This window comes from Escherichia sp. TW09308, from assembly GCF_000208565.1.
In the GTDB taxonomy this organism is placed as follows: domain Bacteria; phylum Pseudomonadota; class Gammaproteobacteria; order Enterobacterales; family Enterobacteriaceae; genus Escherichia; species Escherichia marmotae.
Genome location: NZ_AEME01000001.1, coordinates 3,272,642 through 3,297,665, shown reverse-complemented (window position 1 = coordinate 3,297,665; position 25,024 = coordinate 3,272,642). Strand labels below are relative to the sequence as shown.

The following is a 25,024-nucleotide window of genomic DNA, read 5'->3' as shown; positions in this document are numbered from 1 at the left end:
GTTTTATAATGCATATTACATACGATCTGCCGGTTGCTATTGATGACATTATTGAAGCAAAACAACGTCTGGCTGGGCGAATTTATAAAACAGGCATGCCTCGCTCTAACTACTTTAGTGAACGTTGCAAAGGTGAAATATTCCTGAAGTTTGAAAACATGCAGCGTACTGGTTCATTTAAAATTCGAGGTGCATTTAATAAATTAAGCTCCTTAACCGATGCCGAGAAACGCAAGGGGGTAGTGGCCTGTTCGGCGGGCAACCATGCACAAGGGGTTTCGCTTTCCTGTGCGATGCTGGGGATTGATGGTAAAGTTGTGATGCCGAAAGGCGCGCCAAAATCCAAAGTTGCGGCAACGTGTGACTACTCCGCTGAAGTCGTACTGCATGGCGATAACTTCAACGATACCATCGCCAAAGTAAGTGAAATTGTCGAAACGGAAGGTCGCATCTTTATTCCCCCTTATGATGATCCGAAAGTCATTGCCGGCCAGGGAACGATTGGTCTGGAAATTATGGAAGATCTCTATGATGTCGATAACGTAATTGTACCAATTGGCGGTGGTGGTTTAATTGCCGGTATTGCAGTGGCGATTAAATCTATTAACCCAACTATCCGTGTTATTGGTGTGCAGTCAGAAAACGTTCACGGTATGGCGGCTTCTTTCCACTCGGGAGAAATAACCACGCACCGAACTACCGGCACCCTGGCGGATGGTTGTGATGTCGCTCGCCCGGGTAATTTAACTTACGAAATCGTTCGTGAATTAGTCGATGATATCGTGCTGGTTAGCGAAGACGAAATCAGAAACAGTATGATTGCCTTAATTCAGCGCAATAAAGTCGTCACCGAAGGCGCGGGCGCTCTGGCATGTGCTGCATTATTAAGCGGTAAATTAGACCAATATATTCAAAACAGAAAAACCGTCAGTATTATTTCCGGCGGTAATATCGATCTTTCCCGCGTCTCTCAAATCACCGGTTTCGTTGGCGCTTAATTAATTCGTTGAGGATAGGATATGAGTACTTCAGATAGCATTGTATCCAGCCAGACAAAACAATCGTCATGGCGTAAATCAGATACCACATGGACGTTAGGTTTGTTTGGCACGGCAATCGGCGCCGGGGTGCTGTTCTTCCCTATCCGCGCAGGTTTTGGCGGACTAATTCCGATTCTGCTGATGTTGGTATTGGCATACCCAATCGCGTTTTATTGTCACCGGGCGCTGGCGCGTCTGTGCCTTTCCGGCTCTAACCCTTCCGGCAACATTACGGAAACGGTGGAAGAGCATTTTGGTAAAACCGGCGGCGTGGTCATTACGTTCCTGTATTTCTTCGCGATTTGCCCACTGCTGTGGATTTATGGCGTTACCATTACCAACACCTTTATGACTTTCTGGGAAAACCAGCTCGGCTTTGCGCCACTGAATCGCGGCTTTGTGGCGCTGTTCCTGCTGCTGTTGATGGCCTTCGTCATCTGGTTTGGTAAGGATCTGATGGTTAAAGTAATGAGCTACCTGGTATGGCCGTTTATCGCCAGCCTGGTGCTGATTTCTCTGTCGCTGATCCCTTACTGGAACTCTGCGGTTATCGATCAAGTTGATCTCGGTGCGCTGTCGTTAACGGGTCATGATGGCATTCTGATCACCGTCTGGTTGGGGATTTCCATTATGGTCTTCTCCTTTAACTTCTCGCCAATCGTCTCTTCCTTCGTGGTTTCTAAACGTGAAGAGTATGAGAAAGATTTTGGACGCGACTTCACCGAGCGTAAATGTTCACAAATTATCTCTCGTGCCAGCATGTTGATGGTTGCGGTAGTGATGTTCTTCGCCTTTAGCTGCCTGTTTACACTTTCTCCGGCGAATATGGCGGAAGCGAAAGCGCAGAATATTCCGGTACTTTCTTATCTGGCTAACCACTTTGCGTCCATGACCGGCACCAAAACGACGTTCGCTATTACGCTGGAATATGCGGCTTCCATCATCGCACTGGTGGCTATCTTCAAATCTTTCTTCGGTCACTATTTGGGGACGCTGGAAGGTCTGAACGGTCTGATTCTGAAGTTCGGTTATAAAGGTGACAAAACCAAAGTGTCGCTGGGTAAACTGAATACTATCAGCATGATCTTCATCATGGGCTCTACCTGGGTTGTCGCCTACGCCAACCCGAACATTCTGGACCTGATTGAAGCGATGGGTGCGCCGATTATTGCCTCACTGCTGTGCCTGTTGCCGATGTACGCCATTCGTAAAGCGCCGTCTCTGGCGAAATACCGTGGTCGTCTGGATAACGTGTTTGTCACCGTGATTGGTCTGCTGACCATCCTGAACATCGTATACAAACTGTTTTAATCTGTAACTCAGGATGAGAAAAGAGATGAATGAATATCCGGTTGTTTTAGTTATTAACTGTGGTTCGTCTTCAATTAAGTTTTCTGTGCTGGATACCTCAGACTGTGAAGTATTAATGTCAGGTATTGCCGATGGTATTAACTCGGAAAATGCATTCTTATCCGTAAATGGAGGAGAGCCAGCACCGCTGGCTCACCACAGCTACGAAGGTGCATTAAAGGCAATTGCATTTGAACTGGAAAAACGGAATTTAAATGACAGAGTGGCCTTAATTGGCCACCGTATCGCCCACGGCGGCAGTATTTTTACCGAGTCCGCCATTATTACCGATGAGGTCATTGATAATATCCGCCGTGTTTCCCCGCTTGCGCCGCTGCATAATTACGCCAATTTAAGTGGTATTGAATCGGCACAGCAATTATTTCCAGGTGTAACTCAGGTGGCGGTATTTGATACCAGCTTCCATCAGACAATGGCTCCAGAGGCTTATTTATATGGCCTGCCGTGGAAATATTACGAAGAGCTTGGCGTGCGTCGTTATGGCTTCCACGGAACCTCGCACCGCTACGTTTCTCAGCGCGCCTATTCGCTGCTGGATCTGGCGGAAGATGACTCCGGTCTGGTGGTCGCGCATCTTGGCAATGGTGCATCTATCTGTGCAGTTCGCAATGGTCAGAGCGTGGATACCTCAATGGGAATGACGCCGCTGGAAGGGTTGATGATGGGCACGCGCAGTGGTGATGTTGACTTCGGTGCGATGTCCTGGGTGGCGAGTCAAACCAACCAGAGCCTGGGCGACCTGGAACGCGTGGTAAATAAAGAGTCGGGATTATTAGGTATTTCCGGTCTTTCTTCCGACTTGCGCGTACTGGAAAAAGCCTGGCATGAAGGCCATGAGCGTGCACAACTGGCAATTAAAACCTTTGTTCACCGAATTGCCCGCCATATTGCCGGACACGCTGCCTCATTACATCGCCTGGATGGAATTATATTCACCGGTGGAATAGGGGAGAACTCAAGTTTAATTCGTCGTTTGGTTATGGAACATTTAGCTGTATTAGGAGTAGAGATTGATACAGAAATGAATAATCGATCTAACTCTTACGGTGAACGAATTATTTCCAGTGAAAATGCGAGCGTAATTTGCGCCGTTATTCCGACCAACGAAGAAAAAATGATTGCCTTAGATGCGATTCATTTAGGCAAAGTAAACGCCCCCGCAGAATTTGCATAATTTAGTTGAAGTATTGTAGAGAGATTATTTTTCATGAAGGTAGATATCGATACCAGCGATAAGCTGTACGCCGACGCATGGCTTGGCTTTAAAGGTACGGACTGGAAAAACGAAATTAATGTCCGCGATTTTATTCAACACAACTATACACCTTATGAAGGAGATGAATCTTTCCTTGCCGAAGCAACGCCTGCAACCACGGCGTTGTGGGAAAAAGTAATGGAGGGCATTCGTATCGAAAACGCGACTCACGCGCCGTTAGATTTCGATACCAATATTGCCACCACCATTACCGCTCATGATGCGGGATATATTGATCAGCCGCTGGAAAAAATAGTGGGTCTGCAAACGGATGCGCCGTTAAAACGCGCGCTGCATCCGTTCGGTGGCATTAATATGATTAAAAGTTCATTCCACGCGTATGGCCGTGAAATGGACAGCGAATTTGAGTACATCTTTACCGATCTGCGTAAAACCCATAACCAGGGTGTATTTGATGTTTATTCACCGGATATGCTGCGCTGCCGTAAATCTGGGGTACTGACCGGTTTGCCGGACGGTTATGGTCGCGGACGTATTATCGGAGACTATCGCCGCGTGGCGTTGTACGGCATCAGCTATCTGGTGCGTGAACGCGAACTGCAATTTGCCGATCTTCAGTCTCGTCTGGAAAAAGGCGAAGATCTGGAAGCCACTATCCGTCTGCGTGAAGAACTGGCAGAACATCGTCGTGCGCTGTTACAGATTCAGGAAATGGCAGCGAAATATGGCTTTGACATTTCCCGTCCGGCGCAAAATGCGCAGGAAGCGGTGCAATGGCTCTATTTCGCCTACCTGGCGGCGGTGAAATCGCAAAACGGTGGTGCGATGTCTCTTGGTCGTACCGCGTCGTTCCTCGATATCTACATTGAACGCGACTTTAAAGCCGGTGTGCTCAATGAGCTGCAGGCGCAGGAACTGATCGACCACTTCATCATGAAGATCCGCATGGTGCGCTTCTTGCGTACACCAGAATTTGATTCGCTGTTCTCCGGCGATCCCATCTGGGCTACGGAAGTGATCGGCGGGATGGGGCTGGATGGCCGCACACTGGTGACCAAAAACTCCTTCCGTTATCTGCATACCCTGCACACTATGGGGCCAGCACCGGAACCTAACCTGACTATTCTGTGGTCGGAAGCGCTGCCGATTGCCTTCAAAAAATATGCGGCGCAAGTGTCTATCGTCACTTCTTCCTTGCAGTATGAAAACGACGATCTGATGCGCACTGACTTCAACAGCGACGATTACGCGATTGCCTGCTGCGTCAGCCCAATGGTGATTGGTAAGCAGATGCAGTTCTTCGGCGCACGCGCTAACCTGGCGAAAACATTGCTGTATGCAATCAACGGCGGGATGGACGAGAAGCTGAAGATTCAGGTGGGCCCGAAAATGGCTCCGCTGATGGACGACGTGCTGGACTACGACAAAGTGATGGATAACCTCGACCACTTCATGGACTGGCTGGCGGTGCAGTACATCAGCGCGCTGAACCTCATCCACTACATGCATGACAAGTACAGCTACGAAGCCTCGCTGATGGCACTGCACGATCGTGATGTTTATCGCACGATGGCATGCGGGATTGCTGGCTTGTCGGTGGCGACGGACTCCTTGTCCGCAATTAAATATGCTCGCGTGAAACCGATTCGTGACGAAAACGGTCTGGCGGTGGACTTCGAAATTGACGGTGAATATCCGCAGTACGGCAACAACGACGAGCGCGTAGACAGTATTGCCTGCGACCTGGTTGAACGCTTTATGAAGAAAATTAAAGCGCTACCAACCTATCGTAACGCCGTGCCGACCCAGTCGATTCTGACGATCACCTCAAACGTCGTGTATGGACAGAAGACCGGTAACACGCCGGACGGTCGTCGTGCGGGTACTCCGTTTGCCCCTGGCGCTAACCCGATGCACGGTCGTGACCGCAAAGGGGCCGTGGCTTCGCTGACCTCTGTGGCGAAACTGCCGTTCACCTACGCCAAAGACGGTATTTCGTACACCTTCTCAATTGTCCCTGCGGCGTTGGGCAAAGAAGATCCGGTACGCAAAACCAACCTTGTCGGTCTGCTGGATGGCTATTTCCACCACGAAGCGGATATCGAAGGCGGTCAACATCTCAACGTCAACGTTATGAACCGGGAAATGTTGTTGGATGCCATCGAGCACCCGGAAAAATACCCTAACCTGACAATCCGTGTCTCTGGCTACGCTGTGCGCTTCAACGCGCTGACCCGTGAACAGCAACAGGATGTGATTTCACGTACCTTTACCCAGGCGCTCTGACGCCGGAGGATGTATGAAAAAAATTATCGAAACGCAACGTGCCCCGGGTGCAATCGGCCCTTATGTTCAGGGTGTGGATTTAGGCAGCATGGTCTTCACTTCCGGGCAAATTCCGGTTTGCCCGCAGAGCGGCGAGATCCCGGCTGATGTGAAAGATCAGGCACGTTTAAGCCTGCAAAACGTCAAAGAGATTGTTGTCGCTGCCGGTTTGTCCGTGGGCGATATCGTCAAGATGACGGTATTTATCACCGATCTGAACGACTTCGCCACCATCAATGAAGTCTATAAGCAGTTCTTTGATGAGCATCAGGCGACCTACCCGACCCGTAGCTGCGTGCAGGTCGCGCGTTTGCCGAAAGATGTGAAGCTGGAAATCGAAGCTATCGCAGTACGTAGCGTGTAAAGCCCGGAGTGGGGCGGCCGCAGAGTCGTCCCACTCCTCTTCACAGAGTGGCAATCCGAGAGTGTGGTTATGATTAGTGCATTCGATATTTTCAAAATTGGTATTGGTCCCTCCAGTTCGCATACCGTGGGGCCAATGAATGCTGGAAAAAGTTTTATCGATCGGCTGGTAAGTAGTGGTTTATTAACCGCAACGAGCCACATTGTGGTCGATCTTTACGGGTCGTTGTCACTGACGGGCAAAGGCCATGCCACGGATATCGCTATCATCATGGGACTAGCAGGGAACAGTCCGCAGGATGTTGTTATTGATGAGATCCCTGCATTTATTGAACTTGTGACGCGCAGTAGTCGACTCCCGGTGGCGGCAGGCGCACATGTGGTTGATTTTCCTGTAGCAAAAAACATTATTTTTCATCCGGAAATGTTGCCGCGTCATGAGAACGGAATGCGGATTACTGCCTGGAAAGGGCAGAAAGAACTCTTAAGCAAAACCTATTATTCTGTCGGCGGCGGTTTTATTGTTGAAGACGAACACTTCGGCCTGACGCATGATGTCGAAATGCCAGTACCTTATGACTTCCATTCGGCAGGCGAACTGCTGAAAATGTGTGATTACAATGGGCTGTCTATTTCTGGTCTGATGATGCAAAACGAACTGGCGTTGCGCAGCAAAGCGGAAATTGACGCTGGTTTTGCGCGTATCTGGCAGGTGATGTCTGACGGTATTGAACGCGGCATGAACACCGAAGGCGTATTGCCTGGCCCGCTCAATGTCCCACGCCGGTCGGTGGCGCTGCGCCGCTTGCTGCTTTCTAGTGACAATATCTCTAACGATCCAATGAATGTGATCGACTGGATCAATATGTTTGCTCTGGCGGTCAGTGAAGAAAACGCCGCTGGTGGACGTGTAGTGACGGCACCCACTAACGGCGCTTGCGGTATTATTCCGGCGGTGCTGGCCTATTACGATAAATTCCGCCGTCCGCTCAATGAGCGCTCTATCGCTCGTTTTCTACTGGCGGCTGGTGCTATCGGCGCGCTATATAAAATGAATGCCTCCATTTCCGGTGCGGAAGTGGGGTGTCAGGGGGAAATTGGCGTGGCCTGTTCGATGGCAGCGGCAGGGCTAACCGAACTGCTGGGCGGTAGCCCGGCTCAGGTGTGTAATGCGGCGGAAATCGCCATGGAGCATAACCTTGGGCTGACCTGCGATCCGGTAGCCGGGCAGGTGCAAATTCCGTGTATTGAGCGGAATGCGATTAATGCCGTGAAAGCGGTGAACGCAGCGCGGATGGCGATGCAGCGTACCTCTGCACCACGTGTTTCGCTCGATAAAGTGATCGAGACGATGTATGAGACTGGCAAAGATATGAACGATAAATACCGCGAAACTTCACGCGGAGGACTGGCTATTAAAGTGGTCTGCGGCTGACATTGTTGTCAGCTTTCATCCTTGGGTGCACAAAATGTGCACCCTTTTTTATTGTGATCTGCCGCAAATAGAGAATAACCATTTCCTATTTATCGATTTGGTAGAAAATTATTATCCATCACCGTTATTTCAAAGTCTTGATTGTGAAGATTTTCTCTGACCTCACGCGTATCATTTCTTTATTCTAATAACTCGCCTGCAAAAAACGTAGACCGCATATCGCCTTGATGTGGCTCGGAAAAAAATAATAAGCCCTACAAAATATTGAGCGAGAAATTATGGAAATTGCATCGAATAAAGGCGTTATTGCAGACGCTTCGACCCCGGCGGGTCGTGCTGGAATGAGCGAAAGTGAGTGGCGTGAAGCAATCAAATTCGACAGTACCGACACCGGTTGGGTGATTATGAGTATTGGGATGGCGATTGGCGCGGGGATTGTTTTTCTCCCGGTGCAGGTCGGTTTGATGGGATTGTGGGTATTTTTGCTCTCATCAGTGATTGGTTACCCGGCAATGTATCTGTTTCAGCGGTTGTTTATTAATACGCTGGCCGAATCGCCGGAGTGTAAAGATTATCCGAGCGTCATCAGTGGCTATTTAGGCAAAAACTGGGGCATCCTGTTAGGTGCACTTTATTTCGTGATGCTGGTGATCTGGATGTTCGTCTATTCCACCGCCATCACCAACGATAGTGCCTCCTATCTGCATACTTTTGGCGTGACCGAAAGCGTGCTGTCAGACAATCCGTTTTATGGACTGGTACTGATTTGTATTCTGGTGGCGATCTCCTCACGCGGCGAGAAACTGTTATTCAAAATTTCAACCGGCATGGTGCTGACCAAACTGTTGGTAGTCGCGGCATTAGGCGTGTCGATGGTCGGAATGTGGCATCTGTATAACGTGGGTTCGCTGCCGCCGCTGGGGCTGCTGGTGAAAAACGCGATTATTACGCTGCCGTTTACTCTGACCTCAATCCTGTTTATTCAGACTTTAAGCCCGATGGTGATTTCCTATCGCTCGCGGGAAAAATCGATTGAAGTGGCGCGACATAAAGCGCTACGGGCAATGAACATTGCATTTGGCATTTTGTTCGTCACTGTCTTTTTCTATGCCGTGTCGTTCACCCTGGCGATGGGACATGACGAAGCGGTAAAAGCCTATGAGCAGAATATTTCTGCCCTGGCGATTGCCGCGCAGTTTATTAGCGGTGATGGCGCAGCGTGGGTAAAAGTGGTCAGCGTCATTCTCAATATCTTTGCCGTAATGACCGCGTTCTTTGGCGTCTATTTAGGCTTTCGCGAAGCCACGCAAGGGATAGTAATGAACATCCTGCGCCGCAAGATACCAGCCGAGAAGATTAACGAAAATCTCGTCCAGCGCGGCATCATGATTTTCGCTATTTTACTGGCCTGGAGCGCCATCGTACTGAACGCGCCGGTGTTGAGCTTCACCTCTATCTGTAGCCCGATTTTCGGCATGGTGGGGTGCCTGATCCCGGCGTGGCTGGTTTACAAAGTACCGGCATTGCACAAATACAAAGGTGCCTCTCTGTACCTGATTATCGTCACCGGTTTGTTGCTCTGTGTTTCACCGTTCCTGGCATTTTCTTGATTTACCTGAAATTTTAAGGTTTTTATTATGTTTAATTCGACTTTAAATCCGTTATGGCAGCGTTACATCCTCGCAGTACAGGAGGAGGTAAAACCGGCGCTGGGATGTACTGAACCTATTTCACTGGCGCTGGCAGCGGCGGTTGCTGCGGCAGAACTGGAAGGTCCGGTTGAACGTGTAGAAGCCTGGGTTTCGCCAAATCTGATGAAGAACGGTCTGGGGGTCACCGTTCCCGGTACGGGAATGGTGGGGCTGCCGATTGCAGCGGCGCTGGGAGCGTTAGGCGGAAATGCCAAAGCTGGGCTGGAAGTGCTGAAAGATGCGACAGCACAGGCGATTGCCGATGCCAAAGCGTTGCTGGCGGCGGGAAAAGTGTCGGTTAAGATCCAGGAGCCTTGCGATGAAATCCTCTTCTCTCGCGCCAAAGTCTGGAGTGGTGAGAAGTGGGCTTGTGTCACCATCGTCGGCGGACATACCAACATTGTGCATATTGAGACGCACAATGGCGTGGTGTTTACTCAGCAGGCGTGTGTGGCCGAGGGCGAGCAAGAGTCGCCGCTGGCGGTGCTGTCTAATACGACGCTGGCAGAGATCCTGAAGTTCGTCAATGAAGTGCCGTTTGAGGCGATTCGCTTTATTCTCGATTCTGCGAAGTTAAATTGCGCATTATCGCAGGAAGGTTTAAGCGGTAACTGGGGGTTGCATATTGGCGCGACGCTGGAAAAACAGTGTGCACGCGGTTTGCTGGCGAAAGATCTCTCTTCGTCAATTGTGATTCGTACCAGCGCGGCATCTGATGCGCGTATGGGCGGCGCAACGCTTCCGGCGATGAGTAACTCGGGTTCTGGTAATCAGGGGATCACCGCGACAATGCCAGTGGTAGTGGTAGCGGAACACTTCGGTGCTGATGATGAGCGTCTGGCGCGCGCGTTGATGCTTTCGCATTTGAGCGCGATTTACATCCATAACCAGTTGCCGCGATTGTCTGCACTGTGTGCTGCAACGACGGCAGCAATGGGGGCCGCCGCCGGGATGGCATGGCTGGTGGATGGGCGTTATGAAACGATCTCAATGGCGATCAGCAGTATGATCGGTGATGTTAGCGGTATGATTTGCGATGGCGCATCGAACAGTTGTGCTATGAAGGTTTCGACCAGTGCTTCGGCAGCATGGAAAGCGGTGTTAATGGCGCTGGATGATACCGCCGTGACCGGCAATGAAGGCATTGTGGCGCATGATGTTGAGCAGTCGATTGCCAATCTGTGTGCGCTGGCAAGCCATTCGATGCAGCAAACGGATCGGCAGATTATCGAGATTATGGCGAGCAAGGCCAGATAAGCGCCGGATTTCGGATGTCATACCTGATGCCGGATGCGATGCTGGCGCATCTTATCCGGCCTGCGGATTGTGCAATTTGTTGGTTTTGTTGGGTTTTGTACCCGGTGCCGGATGCGATGCTGGCGCATCTTATCCGGCCTACGGGTTGTGCAATTTGTTGGTTTTGTTGGGTTTTGTACCCGGTGCCGGATGCGATGCTGGCGCATCTTATCCGGCCTACGGATTGTGCAATTTGTTGGTTTTGTAGGCCGGATAAGGCGTTTACGCCGCATCCGGCAACCTGTCTTTACGCGGTAGCTTCATCCTCGGCTAACCGCGTTTCAGCATCAGCGACTATCGCTTCCAGCTCACTCAACATCTCTTCATAGCCAAAGTTTTTAGTAGCGCGGGTGGCTTCTTTCGCCACTACGGACTTCACTTGTTGACGTTTCTTCGTCGATTTTTTACTCACCATCTTCTCCCTGTAAAAACAACTAGACGGGTAAATCTATCAGCAAAGCGCGCAGTGGGGAATCGGCAACCAGCGTAATGTTAGTCTCGTCACGAATAAACGCCCCGTCGCCGCAGCTCAGCGCCGCTTTCTCTTCGTTGTGCGTAATCGCATGAAACTGACCGTGAATCGATTGCAAATAGGCACGCGGGCCGTGTAGTTGAAAGCTCGCACTTTCGTTCTTATCGAGCACGATATGATGCAGCCACACCTGCTGGCGCAGTTGCAGGCTACCCTTCGCGCCATCGGGCGAGGCGATTAATTGCTGCTTATCCATATTAAGCGCCAGTTTTTGAATCAGCGGATTCTCCCGCTGTGGACAAGCGTCCAACCAAAGCTGCATCCGCGTTAACGATTTGTCCTTGCTGATGTTATGTTCGCTATAACTCACGCCCGGCTGAGTAGAAAGCAATAAGGCTTCACCAGCGCTGGCTTGAACATGATTGCCTTCACTGTCGCGGTATTCTGCTTCTCCATCCAGAATCACATTCAAAATATCGACTTTTGGGTAGGTTCGCGGCTGGAAGGCGGCACCTGGGGTCAGCACTTCCTGGTTAAGTACACGCAGGGAGGCATAGCCTAACAATGTAGGGTCGAAGTAGTGTCCAAAGGAAAAAGTATACCGGGCCTGCAACCATCCGTAGTCTGCTTGTCCACACTGTCTGGCAGTTCGGGTAGTAATCATAATTCTTGACCTCTCTTTACTTCCTTTTATGGTAAGGGGCTGGACGCTACATTGTTAGCCAGATATTCTGCCCGGTATGTTCAAATTTCCTGAATGAGAACGACATGGCCAAAGAAAGGGCATTAACGCTGGAAGCACTGCGTGTTATGGATGCTATTGATCGCCGTGGCAGTTTTGCGGCAGCAGCAGATGAGCTGGGACGCGTGCCTTCTGCGCTTAGCTACACCATGCAAAAACTGGAAGAAGAGCTGGATGTGGTGCTGTTTGACCGCTCGGGGCATCGGACAAAATTCACCAATGTCGGGCGTATGTTGCTGGAGCGGGGACGTGTTCTGCTGGAGGCAGCAGATAAACTGACTACTGATGCCGAAGCCCTCGCGCGCGGTTGGGAAACACATCTCACTATTGTGACCGAGGCGCTGGTGCCGACATCGGCCTTTTTCCCGCTAATCGACAAACTGGCGGCGAAAGCCAATACCCAACTGGCAATCATCACCGAGGTGCTGGCGGGGGCGTGGGAGCGACTGGAGCAGGGCCGGGCAGATATTGTTATCGCGCCGGATATGCATTTTCGTTCTTCGTCGGAGATCAACTCGCGCAAGCTCTATACCTTAATGAATGTCTACGTCGCCGCGCCGAATCACCCGATTCATCAGGAGCCGGAGCCGCTTTCGGAGGTTACGCGTGTGAAATATCGTGGGATCGCGGTGGCAGATACCGCCCGTGAGCGTCCGGTATTGACGGTGCAGTTGCTGGACAAACAGCCGCGCTTAACGGTCAGCACCATTGAAGATAAACGGCAGGCGTTACTGGCGGGGCTTGGCGTGGCAACCATGCCGTACCCGATGGTCGAAAAAGATATTGCTGAAGGGCGGTTGCGTGTAGTCAGCCCGGAATCGACCAGCGAAATCGATATTATTATGGCCTGGCGTCGCGACAGTATGGGGGAGGCAAAATCCTGGTGTTTGCGAGAAATCCCTAAATTGTTTACGGCAAAATAATCCATTAAGCACCTTTTGCAAGGTGCTTAATTATTATTCTTGTTCCAGTTTTGGGTCTGGCCCAAACCGGTTTTCACCTGGTGTACCCGCCTGGCAGTTAAACACGATGATAATCAGCCAGCCGATAACCGGGATTAAGAACAGTAGCACCCACCATGCCGAGCGGTCGGTGTCGTGCAGGCGACGGAACTGAACCGCCCACCACGGTAAAAACACCAGAATGCCATAGATGGTCGTCAGAATGCCCTCGCCACCGGCGCGTTGCCAGCCTAACATTTTGTCCAGCAGCCCCAGCACGAACGTAAAGATGATGTTGACCAGAATAAACATCCAGTACTCTTTGCGCCGCGCACGTCCCCGGAAACCGACATAATTTTTCAGTACTTTCAGATACCAGTCCATTTTTGCCTCAATTTTGCTCAATCACTTGTTTTTAAAGCAGCAAATTAAGAATAGACATGAATGAAATGACAGTAAATATTAACTTGATGAATTAATAAGGCATCGTGAAGGGTACCTTTGTTTAGCTGAAGCGAACATCCCGCCCGTGTGGTTCATCGAGATCCTGCCACGGACCAATCGAAATAATCCCGGTGGGATTGATGGTCTTATGGCTGCGGAAGTAGTGATTACGGATATGATCGAAATTGACAGTTTCGGCAATCCCCGGCATCTGGTAGATATCGCGCAGGAAGCCGTACAGGTTCAGGTAATCGCTGATGCGGTGCTTATCGCACTTGAAGTGGGTGACATACACCGGATCAAAACGGATCAATGTGGTCCACAGGCGAATATCGGCTTCGGTGAGCTGGTTACCTGTCAGGAAGCGATGCTGCCCTAAGAGCTGTTCCAGGCGCGCCAGTGATTCAAATACTTTTACTACTGCTTCGTCATAGGCCTGTTGGCTGGTGGCGAAACCGGCCTTATAGACGCCATTGTTAACGGTGTCGTAAATCCAGTCATTGAGTTCGTCAATTTTCGTTTGCAGTGCAGGCGGGTAGTAATCACCAGCTTTCGCACCCAGCGCATCAAAAGCGGTATTGAACATGCGGATGATTTCCGCTGATTCGTTGCTGACGATGGTGTGATTCTTTTTGTCCCACAGCACGGGAACGGTGACACGACCGCTATAGTGCGGATCGGCATGAAGGTAAAGCTGATACAGAAACTCGTGTTGATAGAGCGTGTCGCCGGTTGCACCTGGAAAACTGTCATCAAAGGTCCAGCCATTTTCCAGCATCAGTGGGTTCACCACGGAAACAGAGATGAACGGTTCCAGACCTTTGAGTTTACGCATAATCAGCGTGCGGTGTGCCCACGGGCAGGCGAGTGAAACATAGAGATGGTAGCGGTTTTTTTCTGCGACAAAACCACCTTTGCCAGTCGGCCCAGGCGCGCCATCGGCAGTGAGCCAGTTACGAAATGCGGAAGCTGAACGTTGAAATTTACCGCCGGTGGATTTTGTGTCGTACCAGGTGTCATGCCAGACACCGTCAATCAGTTGACCCATTTTTCTCTCCTCCAATAGCAAAAACGAGGAGCTTCCTCCTCGTTTTTTATCGTTAAGTATAGCCTGTGCTTACCACTTTTTATTCAGCAGGCGGTCGATGCTATATGCGCCCGGACCGGTAATCGCCAGAAGCAGGTATCCACCAGAAATAGTCATATTTTTCATAAACATTAGCGAGTTCATGCCTTCGGCAAAGTTGCTGTGAAATAAAAATGCCGTCAACAGTGTAAAGCCAGCGGTAAACAGTGCGGTGGTACGTGTCAGGAAACCGAACAGGATTGCCAGACCGCCACCGAACTCAAGCAGGATCACCAGCGGCAGCATAAAGCCCGGGACACCCATCGCTTCCATGTATTGTTGCGTGCCTGCATAACCGGTAATTTTCCCCCAACCTGCGCTAATAAACAGAATTGGCATTAAAATACGCGCTACCAGTACACCAACATCTTCTAATTTTTTCATCTTACTCTCCACTGCGCCACTCAGGCCGCTGATTGTTTTTTTCTGCAAGAGCGCGGTATTAGCGTCGTTGCTGTCGATGGAGAGAAGCATAAACGTAGTGAATGGTGATTGTTAGCAAGGAAAACTGTCAAAAATTTTCAAAAAATTTGAGGGATAAGGCCGGAATGACTCCGGCCAGAGAGGTAATTAACCGCGAAGCTGCTGCTGATTAATCGTACTTTTAACCAGACGCCAGGCACTCCAGACGCCAAAACCGCGTCTGGCCCAGCGAACCAGCATATTCGGATGGCGAATTGTCCAGATAGCCATCACGCTGCTGCCAACCAGCGCCCAGGAGCGCAAACTCAACAGCATATTCCAGCGACGATCGTAAGCGCCTGTTGCCTCCAGCCAGTCACGACGACTGGCGGAAAGATCCAGCCGTTGTTGCTGGATCTGGCTAAGTAGCTGTGCCTTGCGGCGTTCACGTTCGACTTTACCGCTCACGGGACTCCTCCTCGAGCAGTTGCCGATCGTTCGCCAGTTCATGGCGCGTATGGCGCAACAGGGTCGATTTCCGCGACTTGCGTAATGTCCAGATACTGCCAATCAGCGCTAAAAGGAACAACACCACGGTGGTGGCAATCATTGCATTCAGGCGATATTGCGGATCAATCGCCCAGATAATCAGCACCATCAGGCTCATAAGACCAAATGCAGCAAAAAGCATCGTCAGACCCAGCATCAGTAATAACTGAAAGATATTGGCTTTTTCTTCTTCCAGTTCAACCACCGCCAGCCGCAGACGTGTCTCCACCATTTCAACCATGATAGTGACAATTCGCTGCCCGATGCCCAGAACGCTTTTACCGGGCCCTTGCGCGTGCTGAGTGTCCGCCATAATTAACGACGAGACAGTAGAACGCCCAACACTACACCGACGGCAGCGCCAATGCCTACGCCTGTCCACGGATTTTCACGCACGTATTCATCGGCACGTGCCGCCGCTTCACGGGTCTGTTTGGCAATTGCATCACCGGTTTCACCCAGACGGTAACGGCTCTGTTTCAGTGCCTGCTCCGCTTTGCTGCGAATCTTACTCAACTCTTCTTTCGACTTCTCTCCTGAAGCGCTTAGTACTTCTTCCAGCGTATCAGACAGGGATTTCAACTCAGCACGCAGATGTTCCGTAGTGTGTTCTTTCGACATAGTTTTCTCCAGGTGAGTAAGTAGTGACTATTGTGGATTAGTAGGCGCGCGCTTCCAGCTTTTTCAGCTCTTCCTGCGCTTCTGCCAGTTTCCGTTCGCGTTTGGCAATCTTATCCGCATCGCCTTTTTGTTTGGCCTCGGCTAAATCATGTTTGCGTTCCGCTACCTCATCTCTCTGCTTTGCGATTTTCTTCTGATGATCGGCGCGCAGTTGGCTATCTGAACAATTGGCCCGTACTTCTCTAAGGGCTTTGTTCAGGCCGTTGATACGATTCTGGTTTTGGTGTTTTTCAGCATAGCTGATCTCCTTAAGGATATTTTGCTCCTTTTCCTGACAAAGAGTAGTGGCATAACTACTGACACTAAGAGCAAAAAGAGAAACAGCTAAAGCGATGCGGTATTTCATTCTTGAACCTTCCATTGTGACTCGGACCCATTACAGAGGAACGATTGTCCAGACAACGAAGCGGTAGTGTTAACCACCGCCTCATTAATCATAGACAGTAACAGTGAAATCACCAAAGTGAGTGATATGTTTCGGATAACAGGAAGTTATCCGAAGCGATGAGAGTTATCTCGCAGCCGGGTCAGCCACTGCATAGCCTGACTATTATTGTCCTGCTGTGCAATGATGTAGCCATGAGGCAATGTTCTGTCGAGAACAGCTTTTGCGGCGGCACTCTGGTCGCTGGAATCAAATGTAATCAGTAGAGTGTCATTCTTGGGAGTGATGCTTTTGAAAGGAATGCCGTGAGCGTCAAGGTGATGCCAGATGGAAAAACCGTCTGGCATCGTCGTGCCTTGATGAACGGCACGGATCGCCAGCGTTGAATCTTGCTGACGAACCGCGGACCAGGCCAGCAGCAGCGTGCCGACCAGCAGTAAAGCAGCGCCGGACCAGACTAGCTGACGAAGCGACATGCGAGGTATTTGCATCCCTTACCCCCGATTTCCATATTTCTTTTTCCATAACACAACCAAAGAACCTGCCAGACCAAACACCAGCAGTACCACCGGGAGCAGCATCAGGCATGACATGAGCTGATCCTCATACTTCAAAAATACCGGCGTTTTGCCGAGCATGTATCCTAAGGTTGTCAGGATCAACACCCACAGCAGACCGCTCATCCAGTTGAAGAACTGAAAACGGGCATTATTCAGCCCTGACAACCCGGCAATAGTCGGCAGTAATGTTCTGACAAACGCAATAAAGCGGCCAATCAGCAACGCGGATAAACCGTGTTTGTGAAAAAGATGATGTGCGCGTTGGTGATAGTGCGCGGGTAAATGGGAAAGCCAGTTTTGCACGGTGCGGGTATTGCCCAGCCATCGCCCCTGTATGTAACTGACCCAGCAGCCAAGGCTGGCGGCAACGGTCAGTAACAGAATCGTTTGCGGATACCCCATCGCGCCTTTAGCAATCAATACACCGACCAACACCAGTAAGCTGTCGCCCGGTAAAAAGGCTGCCGGAAGCAAGCCGTTTTCAAGGAACAAAATTACAAACAAGACAAAATACAACATGCCAATCATCGATGGATTGGCCAGCGTTTCAAAATCCTGCGCCCACAGGGCTTGCAGTAATTGGGTCAAAAGTTCCATTCATTATTCCTGGTGAATCGGTTAACGCCACGCCGGTTTTAAATGATGCACTCCCGCCAGGTTATTACTGTTTTTGTATGGATTGCGGGTCGGGACACCAACACGGCCTGAACTATTCCCTGTTAAAACGTGAGATAAGAAAACATTTAATAGCATAAATTCAAATTGAATCTAATTGTAACAAAGGTCAACGTTGTTCGTTATCAAAATTACATGTCCGTGGGGTCTGATTTTGCTGATTGCAGGGGAGGGTGGCGAGAGGATTTACACAGGCTGACACTTTATACTTTTCGCTTACTGATAAAGCGCACAGGCACCTGGCAGCGCCTGTCAGAAGAGAGGGCTATTTATTGCTATTGGCAGCCGTATCCAGATGTACAACCGGGTTTTCAGCAAACAGGTAACGGTCAGCATTGAACTCGAAATCATCACTGGTTTCGTTAAATAACATAATTTTAGTGTTTTCCAGATGCTGCCACATTGCCAGTTTAGCGGCATGGGGATCTTTGCGAATCAGCGCTTTAAGGATTTGATCGTGGTCATCGCACCAGTTATCGACGGTACGAGAATCAATGTGTTCGTGGAGTTTTTTCCAGTACGGGTTATGGCTACGCTGGGTCCACATTTTCTCAACGATGGCTGCCAGCGCCGAGTTCTGCGTTGCCAGGGCTACCTGAATATGAAACTGCAAGTCCCACTCGGAATCGCGGAAGCATTGTTCGCCGCGTGCCTGCTCCTGGATGGCCATCAGTTTCATGATGTCCTGTTTAGTGACCTGGGTAGCGGCAAACTCAGCAATATTGCTTTCGATGAGCTGGCGTGCCTGGAGCAACTCAAACGGACCGTAATTAGCAAATTCCATATTATCGTCAGCCGCTTGCTGATGGCGAGGCTGGTTGGAAACCACATGAATACCTGAGCCTTTACGCACCTCTACATAGCCTTCTACTTCCAGCATGATGATGGCTTCACGAACCACGGTGCGGCTGACGTTTTTTTCATCGGCAATAAAACGTTCGGCGGGTAATTTATCACCCACCAGATAGACGCCCTGCTCGATGCGCTCTTTCAGGTCAGCAGCAAGTTGTTGGTACAAACGGCGTGGTTCAGAGATTTCCATATGCGCTCCAGGCATGATACAGCAGACTATATTTGTTATACCACTTTTGCGAGATTTGCTCTACTCGCAGTGATGAAAAAGCCGCCTGAAAAGGCGGCTTCGAAGGGAAACTAAAACTTATACTTTGCGTTAATGTTGCGGTGCGGGATCGTTATGTGTTTCCTGCGCCACCTCAATCGCTGGTTTGTTCTGCAATACCGTCCAGATAACCAGCGCGCCTAACAGGTCGAACACTGCCAGTACCGCGAACAGCGGGCTGAAGCCGATGGTGTCAGCCAGTGCACCCACAACCAGCGCAAACAGCGTACTTGCCAGCCATGCGGACATCCCGGTCAGACCGTTTGCCGTTGCCACTTCGTTACGACCGAACACGTCAGAAGAGAGCGTAATCAGCGCGCCAGACAGTGCCTGGTGAGCAAAACCACCGATACACAGCAGCATAATCGCTACATACGGGTTGGTGAACAGACCGATCATACCCGGGCCAATCATCAGTACCGCACCCAGCGTTACAACCATCTTACGGGACACGATCAGGTTCACACCAAACCAGCGCTGGAACAGCGGCGGCAGGTAACCACCGAGGATGCAACCGAGGTCAGCAAACAGCATCGGCATCCAGGCAAACATAGCGATCTCTTTCAGGTTAAAGCCGTAAACTTTAAACATGAACAGCGGGATCCACGCGTTGAAAGTACCCCAGGCGGGTTCCGCCAGGAAGCGCGGCAGTGCGATACCCCAGAACTGACGGTTACGCAGGATCTGACCAACGGACAGTTTTTTCGCCGTGCCAACCTGGTGCTGGGCTTCCTGACCATTAATAATGTAGTCGCGTTCTTCATCGGTCAGATGCTTCTGGTCGCGTGGATGCTTATAGAAAATCAGCCATGCCATCGCCCAGATAAAGCTCAATGCACCAGAGATGATAAATGCCATCTGCCAGCTATGCATTACGATTGCCCATACTACCAGCGGCGGTGCAATCATCGCGCCAATTGAAGAACCAACGTTAAAGTAACCTACTGCGATGGAACGCTCTTTCGCCGGGAACCATTCGGAGCTGGCTTTCAGACCCGCCGGGATCATTGCCGCTTCAGCAGCACCTACTGCACCACGAGCAATCGCCAGGCCGCCCCAGCTACCCGCCAGCGCGGTAGCGCCACAGAACACTGCCCACAACACGGCAAACATCGCGTAACCGATTTTTGTACCCAGAACATCCAGTACATAACCCGCTACCGGTTGCATGATCGTATAAGCAGCAGAATAGGCTGCGATGATGTAGGAATACTGTTGGGTGGAGATGTTTAACTCTTCCATCAGAGTTGGCGCAGCCGCCGCTACAGTGTTACGCGTCAGGTAGCCAAGCACGGTGCCGAGCGTCACCAGTGCGATCATGTACCAACGTAACCCTTTAATTTTACGCATGTAAAACCTCATCGTTTTGTTATATCCGCAGGAATCGCGGCCATCATCCCGCCAGAGGCTGAAGATGTTAGTTACGACCGGGTAACCGAAAAAAAAACCGGCACGCCCCGAACGTTGCCATGAAAGTTTCGTGCTAATTCGGCTTCCGTACCGGTCAACCCGATTCATCTAACAAATGAATGAATCAGCAATTTGCATTCCGTCGACTTATGATTTGCGACGGCAGAAAGATAACTTGTCATACAACTTTAAAAGGTGAGAGCCATCACAAATGTGCGAATATTTGTAGGGACATTACTGGATAATGACGAGGCCAGAAATGGCGCGGCTTGCGGCGGTGTTTACCACTTTGAGAGTAATTTTTTTAACTACGTTTATTGATCTAACTCACGAAAATATCTTCTGGCTCTGGAAATTGGTGTGATAACTTTGTCAGCATCGCACCATAAGCAAGCTAGCTCACTCGTTGAGAGGAAGACGAAAATGACTCCGTTTATGACTGAAGATTTCCTGTTAGATACTGAATTTGCCCGCCGCCTGTATCACGACTACGCAAAAGACCAGCCGATTTTCGATTACCACTGTCATTTGCCGCCGCAGCAGATCGCAGAAGATTATCGCTTTAAGAATTTGTATGACATCTGGTTGAAAGGTGATCACTACAAATGGCGTGCAATGCGTACCAATGGCGTGGCTGAACGCTTGTGTACAGGTGATGCCTCTGACCGTGAGAAGTTTGATGCGTGGGCGGCGACCGTTCCACACACTATCGGCAACCCGTTATACCACTGGACGCATCTGGAACTGCGCCGTCCGTTTGGTATCACCGGTAAACTGCTGTCTCCGTCGACTGCCGATGAGATCTGGAACGAATGTAACGAATTGCTGGCGCAGGATAACTTCTCCGCGCGCGGCATCATGCAGCAGATGAATGTGAAAATGGTTGGCACCACCGACGATCCGATTGATTCTCTGGAACATCACGCAGAGATCGCCAAAGACGGTTCTTTCACCATTAAAGTGCTGCCGAGCTGGCGTCCGGATAAAGCCTTCAACATCGAACAGGCGACTTTTAACGACTATATGGCGAAGCTGGGCGAAGTTTCCGACACCGACATTCGCCGCTTTGCTGATCTGCAAACCGCCCTGACCAAACGTCTGGATCACTTCGCCGCTCACGGTTGTAAAGTGTCTGACCACGCGCTGGATGTGGTGATGTTTGCCGAAGCGAACGAAGCGGAACTGGATAGCATCCTGGCACGCCGTCTGGCTGGTGAAACTCTGAGTGAGCACGAAGTGGCACAGTTTAAAACTGCGGTACTGGTGTTCCTTGGTGCCGAATACGCACGTCGCGGTTGGGTGCAGCAGTACCACATTGGCGCACTGCGTAATAACAACCTGCGTCAGTTCAAACTGCTGGGGCCGGATGTAGGCTTCGACTCCATCAACGACCGTCCGATGGCGGAAGAACTGTCTAAGCTGCTGAGCAAACAGAACGAAGAAAACCTGCTGCCAAAAACCATTCTTTACTGCCTGAACCCGCGCGATAACGAAGTGCTGGGCACCATGATCGGTAACTTCCAGGGCGAAGGTATGCCGGGCAAAATGCAGTTCGGTTCCGGCTGGTGGTTTAACGACCAGAAAGACGGTATGGAACGTCAGATGACCCAACTGGCGCAGCTCGGTCTGCTGAGCCGCTTTGTCGGTATGCTGACTGACAGCCGTAGTTTCCTGTCATACACCCGTCACGAATACTTCCGCCGCATTCTGTGCCAGATGATCGGTCGCTGGGTGGAAGCAGGCGAAGCACCGGCGGACATCAACCTGCTGGGCGAGATGGTGAAAAATATTTGCTTTAACAATGCGCGTGACTACTTCGCCATTGAACTGAACTAAGGTCTGGGGTTGATATGCAATACATCAAGATCCATGCGCTGGATAACGTCGCGGTCGCTTTAGCGGATCTGGCTGAAGGCACAGAAGTCAGTGTCGATAGCCAGACTGTTACGCTGCGTCAGGACGTCGCTCGTGGACATAAATTTGCGTTAACGGATATCGCAAAAGGAGCCAACGTCATTAAATATGGTCTGCCGATTGGTTATGCATTGGCGGATATTGCGGCGGGGGAACACGTTCACGCCCACAATACGCGCACGAATCTGAGCGATCTGGATCAGTATCGCTATCAACCTGATTTTCACGATCTGCCAGCACAAGCGGCAGATCGTGAAGTACAGATCTATCGTCGCGCTAACGGCGATGTCGGGGTGCGTAATGAGTTGTGGATCTTGCCGACCGTTGGGTGTGTCAATGGCATCGCGCGGCAGATCCAGAATCGTTTCCTGAAAGAAACTAACAACGCCGAAGGGACTGATGGTGTGTTCCTCTTCAGCCACACCTACGGCTGCTCGCAGTTGGGCGACGATCACATCAATACTCGTACTATGCTGCAAAACATGGTGCGCCATCCGAATGCGGGCGCAGTACTGGTGATTGGTCTGGGTTGTGAAAACAACCAGGTTGATGCTTTCCGCGAAACGCTGGGGGATATTGATCCTGAACGCGTTCATTTCATGATCTGCCAGCAGCAGGACGATGAAATCGAAGCCGGGATCGAACATCTGCATCAGTTGTATAACGTGATGCGCAACGACAAGCGCGAGCCGGGCAAACTCAGTGAACTGAAGTTTGGTCTGGAGTGCGGCGGTTCCGACGGTCTTTCTGGTATTACCGCTAACCCGATGCTGGGGCGTTTTTCTGACTACGTGATTGCTAATGGCGGTACTACCGTACTGACAGAAGTGCCGGAGATGTTCGGTGCAGAGCAGTTGCTGATGAGTCATTGCCGCGATGAAGCGACGTTTGAAAAACTGGTCACTATGGTTAACGACTTCAAACAGTACTTTATTGCCCATGACCAGCCGATCTACGAAAACCCATCACCGGGGAACAAAGCAGGCGGTATTACCACGCTGGAAGACAAATCACTTGGTTGTACTCAGAAAGCGGGTTCCAGCGAAGTGGTTGATGTGTTGCGTTATGGCGAACGTCTGAAAACGCCGGGACTGAACCTGTTAAGCGCGCCGGGTAACGATGCCGTGGCAACCAGCGCACTGGCGGGCGCAGGCTGCCATATGGTGTTGTTCAGTACTGGTCGCGGTACGCCGTATGGTGGTTTTGTTCCAACAGTGAAAATCGCCACCAACAGCGAACTGGCGGCGAAGAAAAAACACTGGATCGACTTTGACGCGGGTCAGTTGATCCATGGTAAAGCGATGCCGCAGTTGCTGGAAGAGTTTATCGACACCATCGTTGAGTTTGCCAACGGTAAGCAAACTTGCAACGAGCGTAACGACTTCCGCGAACTGGCGATCTTTAAAAGCGGCGTAACGTTATAAGATCGAAATGAGTTGTTAATAAAAAACGGCGTTTCATAATGTGAAGCGCCGTTTGCTTTTCCATACCTGCTAAGGATTTATCATGACCGCGTATTGGCTGGCCCAGGGCGTGGGTGTCATCGCCTTTCTGATTGGTATCACAACATTTTTCAATCGTGACGAACGTCGCTTCAAAAAGCAGCTTTCGGTCTATAGCGCCGTTATCGGCGTGCATTTCTTTCTCCTGGGCACCTATCCTGCCGGTGCCAGTGCCATCCTTAACGCCATCCGTACACTGATTACCCTACGCACGCGCAGCTTATGGGTGATGACAATCTTCATTGTGCTCACTGGCGGAATTGGCCTGGCGAAGTTTCTGGCGGTGGGGCCGCTGTTCGCTACGCCACGTACGGCAACCGTCTCCTTTGAAGTCGGTATTGCGCCGCTGACGGGTGATTCTGCACTGCCGCTGTTTATCTACAGCCTGGTCTATTTCGCTATCGTCATTCTGGTTTCGCTCTATCCGGGCAAACTGCTGGATACCGTCGGTAACTTCCTTGCGCCGCTGAAAATTATCGCGCTGGTCATTCTGTCTGTTGCTGCAATTGTCTGGCCTGCGGGTTCTATTAGCACCGCGACTGAGGCTTATCAAAACGCTGCGTTTTCTAACGGCTTTGTTAATGGCTATCTGACGATGGATACGCTGGGTGCGATGGTGTTTGGTATCGTTATTGTTAACGCGGCGCGTTCTCGCGGCGTTACTGAAGCGCGTCTGCTAACCCGTTACACCGTCTGGGCTGGCCTGATGGCGGGCGTTGGTTTAACTCTGCTTTATCTGGCGTTGTTCCGTCTGGGTTCAGACAGCGCGTCGTTGGTTGACCAATCCGCAAACGGTGCGGCTATTCTGCATGCTTACGTTCAGCACACCTTTGGCGGCGGCGGGAGCTTCCTGCTGGCAGCGTTAATCTTCATCGCCTGCCTGGTCACGGCGGTTGGCCTGACCTGTGCCTGTGCGGAGTTCTTCGCCCAGTATGTACCGCTCTCTTATCGTACCTTGGTATTTATCCTCGGCGGCTTCTCGATGGTGGTGTCTAACCTCGGTTTGAGCCAGTTGATTCAGATCTCTGTGCCGGTGCTGACTGCCATTTATCCGCCATGTATCGCACTGGTTGTATTAAGTTTTACACGCTCATGGTGGCATAATTCGTCCCGTGTGATTGCTCCGCCGATGTTTATCAGTCTGCTTTTTGGTATTCTCGACGGGATCAAAGCATCTGCATTCAGCGATATCTTACCGTCCTGGGCGCAGCGTTTACCGCTGGCCGAACAAGGTCTGGCGTGGTTAATGCCAACAGTGGTGATGGTGGTTCTGGCCATTATCTGGGATCGCGCGGCAGGTCGTCAGGTGGCCTCCAGCGCTCACTAAATCACTGAAAATTTGTTTTAACCACGGGGCTGCGATG

The 25,024-nt window shown here is 50.8% G+C and carries 25 protein-coding genes and 2 pseudogenes; 13 read left to right on the top strand and 14 right to left on the bottom strand.

What is annotated here, in order from left to right:
* Nucleotides 1-8 precede the first annotated feature (8 nt).
* The 8 genes from tdcB to cyuA all read left to right on the top strand — a co-directional run bounded on the left by tdcB (nucleotide 9) and on the right by cyuA (nucleotide 10,698).
* Nucleotides 9-998, top strand: coding sequence for a bifunctional threonine ammonia-lyase/L-serine ammonia-lyase TdcB (tdcB, locus tag ESM_RS0115630; protein ID WP_000548354.1), 990 nt, complete (start codon nucleotides 9-11; stop codon nucleotides 996-998).
* Between the two features lie 21 nt (nucleotides 999-1,019).
* Nucleotides 1,020-2,351 (top strand): threonine/serine transporter TdcC, encoded by a 1,332-nt coding sequence (gene tdcC / locus ESM_RS0115625; protein WP_000107717.1) that lies wholly within the window; start codon nucleotides 1,020-1,022, stop codon nucleotides 2,349-2,351.
* A gap of 25 nt (nucleotides 2,352-2,376) precedes the next feature.
* Entirely contained in the window at nucleotides 2,377-3,585 is a 1,209-nt protein-coding gene (gene tdcD / locus ESM_RS0115620; protein ID WP_010379154.1) for a propionate kinase, read from the top strand.
* 33 nt (nucleotides 3,586-3,618) lie between these two features.
* Nucleotides 3,619-5,913: a 2-ketobutyrate formate-lyase/pyruvate formate-lyase gene (gene tdcE / locus ESM_RS0115615; protein WP_000861700.1), complete on the top strand. Its 2,295-nt coding sequence runs from the start codon at nucleotides 3,619-3,621 to the stop codon at nucleotides 5,911-5,913.
* Nucleotides 5,914-5,926: 13 nt separating this feature from the next.
* On the top strand, nucleotides 5,927-6,316 hold the full coding sequence (locus tag ESM_RS0115610) for an enamine/imine deaminase (protein WP_000719985.1): 390 nt from the start codon (nucleotides 5,927-5,929) through the stop codon (nucleotides 6,314-6,316).
* A gap of 69 nt (nucleotides 6,317-6,385) precedes the next feature.
* Nucleotides 6,386-7,750 carry an L-serine ammonia-lyase gene (gene tdcG / locus ESM_RS0115605; RefSeq protein WP_000622150.1) on the top strand — a complete coding sequence of 455 codons (1,365 nt, stop codon included), beginning with the start codon at nucleotides 6,386-6,388 and terminating at the stop codon, nucleotides 7,748-7,750.
* 278 nt (nucleotides 7,751-8,028) lie between these two features.
* Nucleotides 8,029-9,360, top strand: coding sequence for an amino acid permease (locus ESM_RS0115600; protein WP_000401606.1), 1,332 nt, complete (start codon nucleotides 8,029-8,031; stop codon nucleotides 9,358-9,360).
* 27 nt (nucleotides 9,361-9,387) lie between these two features.
* Nucleotides 9,388-10,698, top strand: a complete 1,311-nt coding sequence (cyuA, locus tag ESM_RS0115595; protein WP_000483437.1) for a cysteine desulfidase — start codon at nucleotides 9,388-9,390, stop codon at nucleotides 10,696-10,698.
* A 286-nt stretch (nucleotides 10,699-10,984) separates the two neighbouring features.
* On the opposite strand, the gene yhaL is transcribed toward cyuA, so the two are convergent.
* The gene (gene yhaL, locus ESM_RS01000000125050; protein WP_010379152.1) at nucleotides 10,985-11,149 is read right to left on the bottom strand and encodes a protein YhaL; all 165 of its coding nucleotides are present in this window, start codon (nucleotides 11,147-11,149) and stop codon (nucleotides 10,985-10,987) included.
* A 22-nt stretch (nucleotides 11,150-11,171) separates the two neighbouring features.
* A complete protein-coding gene (locus ESM_RS0115585; protein ID WP_000633605.1) occupies nucleotides 11,172-11,873 on the bottom strand; it encodes a pirin family protein in 702 nt (233 codons plus the stop codon).
* Nucleotides 11,874-11,977: 104 nt separating this feature from the next.
* Here ESM_RS0115585 and yhaJ point away from each other — a divergent pair, with 104 nt between their 5' ends.
* Entirely contained in the window at nucleotides 11,978-12,874 is an 897-nt protein-coding gene (gene yhaJ, locus ESM_RS0115580; RefSeq protein WP_001041020.1) for a DNA-binding transcriptional regulator YhaJ, read from the top strand.
* Between the two features lie 33 nt (nucleotides 12,875-12,907).
* Here yhaJ and ESM_RS0115575 read toward each other — a convergent pair whose 3' ends face one another.
* From ESM_RS0115575 to exuT, 12 genes are all read right to left on the bottom strand, one after another.
* Nucleotides 12,908-13,276, bottom strand: coding sequence for a DUF805 domain-containing protein (locus ESM_RS0115575; protein ID WP_000384147.1), 369 nt, complete (start codon nucleotides 13,274-13,276; stop codon nucleotides 12,908-12,910).
* Between the two features lie 121 nt (nucleotides 13,277-13,397).
* The gene (yqjG, locus tag ESM_RS0115570; protein WP_000531191.1) at nucleotides 13,398-14,384 is read right to left on the bottom strand and encodes a glutathionyl-hydroquinone reductase YqjG; all 987 of its coding nucleotides are present in this window, start codon (nucleotides 14,382-14,384) and stop codon (nucleotides 13,398-13,400) included.
* Between the two features lie 69 nt (nucleotides 14,385-14,453).
* Nucleotides 14,454-14,846, bottom strand: coding sequence for a DoxX family protein (locus tag ESM_RS0115565; protein ID WP_000732229.1), 393 nt, complete (start codon nucleotides 14,844-14,846; stop codon nucleotides 14,454-14,456).
* A 186-nt stretch (nucleotides 14,847-15,032) separates the two neighbouring features.
* Nucleotides 15,033-15,332, bottom strand: coding sequence for a YqjK-like family protein (locus ESM_RS0115560; RefSeq protein ID WP_000015590.1), 300 nt, complete (start codon nucleotides 15,330-15,332; stop codon nucleotides 15,033-15,035).
* The gene (locus ESM_RS0115555) at nucleotides 15,322-15,726 is read right to left on the bottom strand and encodes a phage holin family protein (RefSeq protein ID WP_000785898.1); all 405 of its coding nucleotides are present in this window, start codon (nucleotides 15,724-15,726) and stop codon (nucleotides 15,322-15,324) included. Before ESM_RS0115555 ends, ESM_RS0115560 begins: the two co-directional genes overlap by 11 nt.
* Nucleotides 15,727-15,728: 2 nt before the next feature.
* Nucleotides 15,729-16,034, bottom strand: coding sequence for a DUF883 family protein (locus ESM_RS0115550; RefSeq protein WP_000031410.1), 306 nt, complete (start codon nucleotides 16,032-16,034; stop codon nucleotides 15,729-15,731).
* Between the two features lie 37 nt (nucleotides 16,035-16,071).
* The gene (gene yqjC, locus ESM_RS0115545) at nucleotides 16,072-16,440 is read right to left on the bottom strand and encodes a DUF1090 family protein YqjC (RefSeq protein ID WP_010379140.1); all 369 of its coding nucleotides are present in this window, start codon (nucleotides 16,438-16,440) and stop codon (nucleotides 16,072-16,074) included.
* Between the two features lie 146 nt (nucleotides 16,441-16,586).
* Nucleotides 16,587-16,970: an EnvZ/OmpR regulon moderator MzrA gene (gene mzrA / locus ESM_RS0115540; RefSeq protein ID WP_001166776.1), complete on the bottom strand. Its 384-nt coding sequence runs from the start codon at nucleotides 16,968-16,970 to the stop codon at nucleotides 16,587-16,589.
* Between the two features lie 3 nt (nucleotides 16,971-16,973).
* The gene (gene yqjA / locus ESM_RS0115535) at nucleotides 16,974-17,636 is read right to left on the bottom strand and encodes a DedA family general envelope maintenance protein YqjA (protein ID WP_000422149.1); all 663 of its coding nucleotides are present in this window, start codon (nucleotides 17,634-17,636) and stop codon (nucleotides 16,974-16,976) included.
* A 21-nt stretch (nucleotides 17,637-17,657) separates the two neighbouring features.
* Entirely contained in the window at nucleotides 17,658-17,792 is a 135-nt protein-coding gene (locus ESM_RS1000000129670) for a hypothetical protein (protein WP_420842026.1), read from the bottom strand.
* Nucleotides 17,793-17,979: 187 nt separating this feature from the next.
* A complete protein-coding gene (gene exuR / locus ESM_RS0115530) occupies nucleotides 17,980-18,756 on the bottom strand; it encodes a transcriptional regulator ExuR (RefSeq protein ID WP_000406032.1) in 777 nt (258 codons plus the stop codon).
* A 129-nt stretch (nucleotides 18,757-18,885) separates the two neighbouring features.
* The gene (gene exuT, locus ESM_RS0115525) at nucleotides 18,886-20,184 is read right to left on the bottom strand and encodes a hexuronate transporter ExuT (protein ID WP_001517135.1); all 1,299 of its coding nucleotides are present in this window, start codon (nucleotides 20,182-20,184) and stop codon (nucleotides 18,886-18,888) included.
* Nucleotides 20,185-20,667: 483 nt separating this feature from the next.
* On the opposite strand from exuT, the gene uxaC reads away from it, so the two are divergent.
* The 4 genes and pseudogenes from uxaC to brnQ form a co-directional block, all read left to right on the top strand.
* The gene (uxaC, locus tag ESM_RS0115520) at nucleotides 20,668-22,080 is read left to right on the top strand and encodes a glucuronate isomerase (RefSeq protein ID WP_000187442.1); all 1,413 of its coding nucleotides are present in this window, start codon (nucleotides 20,668-20,670) and stop codon (nucleotides 22,078-22,080) included.
* 14 nt (nucleotides 22,081-22,094) lie between these two features.
* Entirely contained in the window at nucleotides 22,095-23,582 is a 1,488-nt protein-coding gene (gene uxaA, locus ESM_RS0115515) for an altronate dehydratase (RefSeq protein ID WP_001199399.1), read from the top strand.
* A gap of 82 nt (nucleotides 23,583-23,664) precedes the next feature.
* Nucleotides 23,665-23,937 (top strand): annotated as a pseudogene (locus ESM_RS1000000129665) (YgjV family protein); the annotation flags it as partial.
* Nucleotides 23,935-24,987: pseudogene (brnQ, locus tag ESM_RS01000000125040) on the top strand (branched-chain amino acid transport system II carrier protein); the annotation flags it as partial. The pseudogenes ESM_RS1000000129665 and brnQ, both read left to right, overlap by 3 nt.
* Nucleotides 24,988-25,024 lie beyond the last annotated feature (37 nt).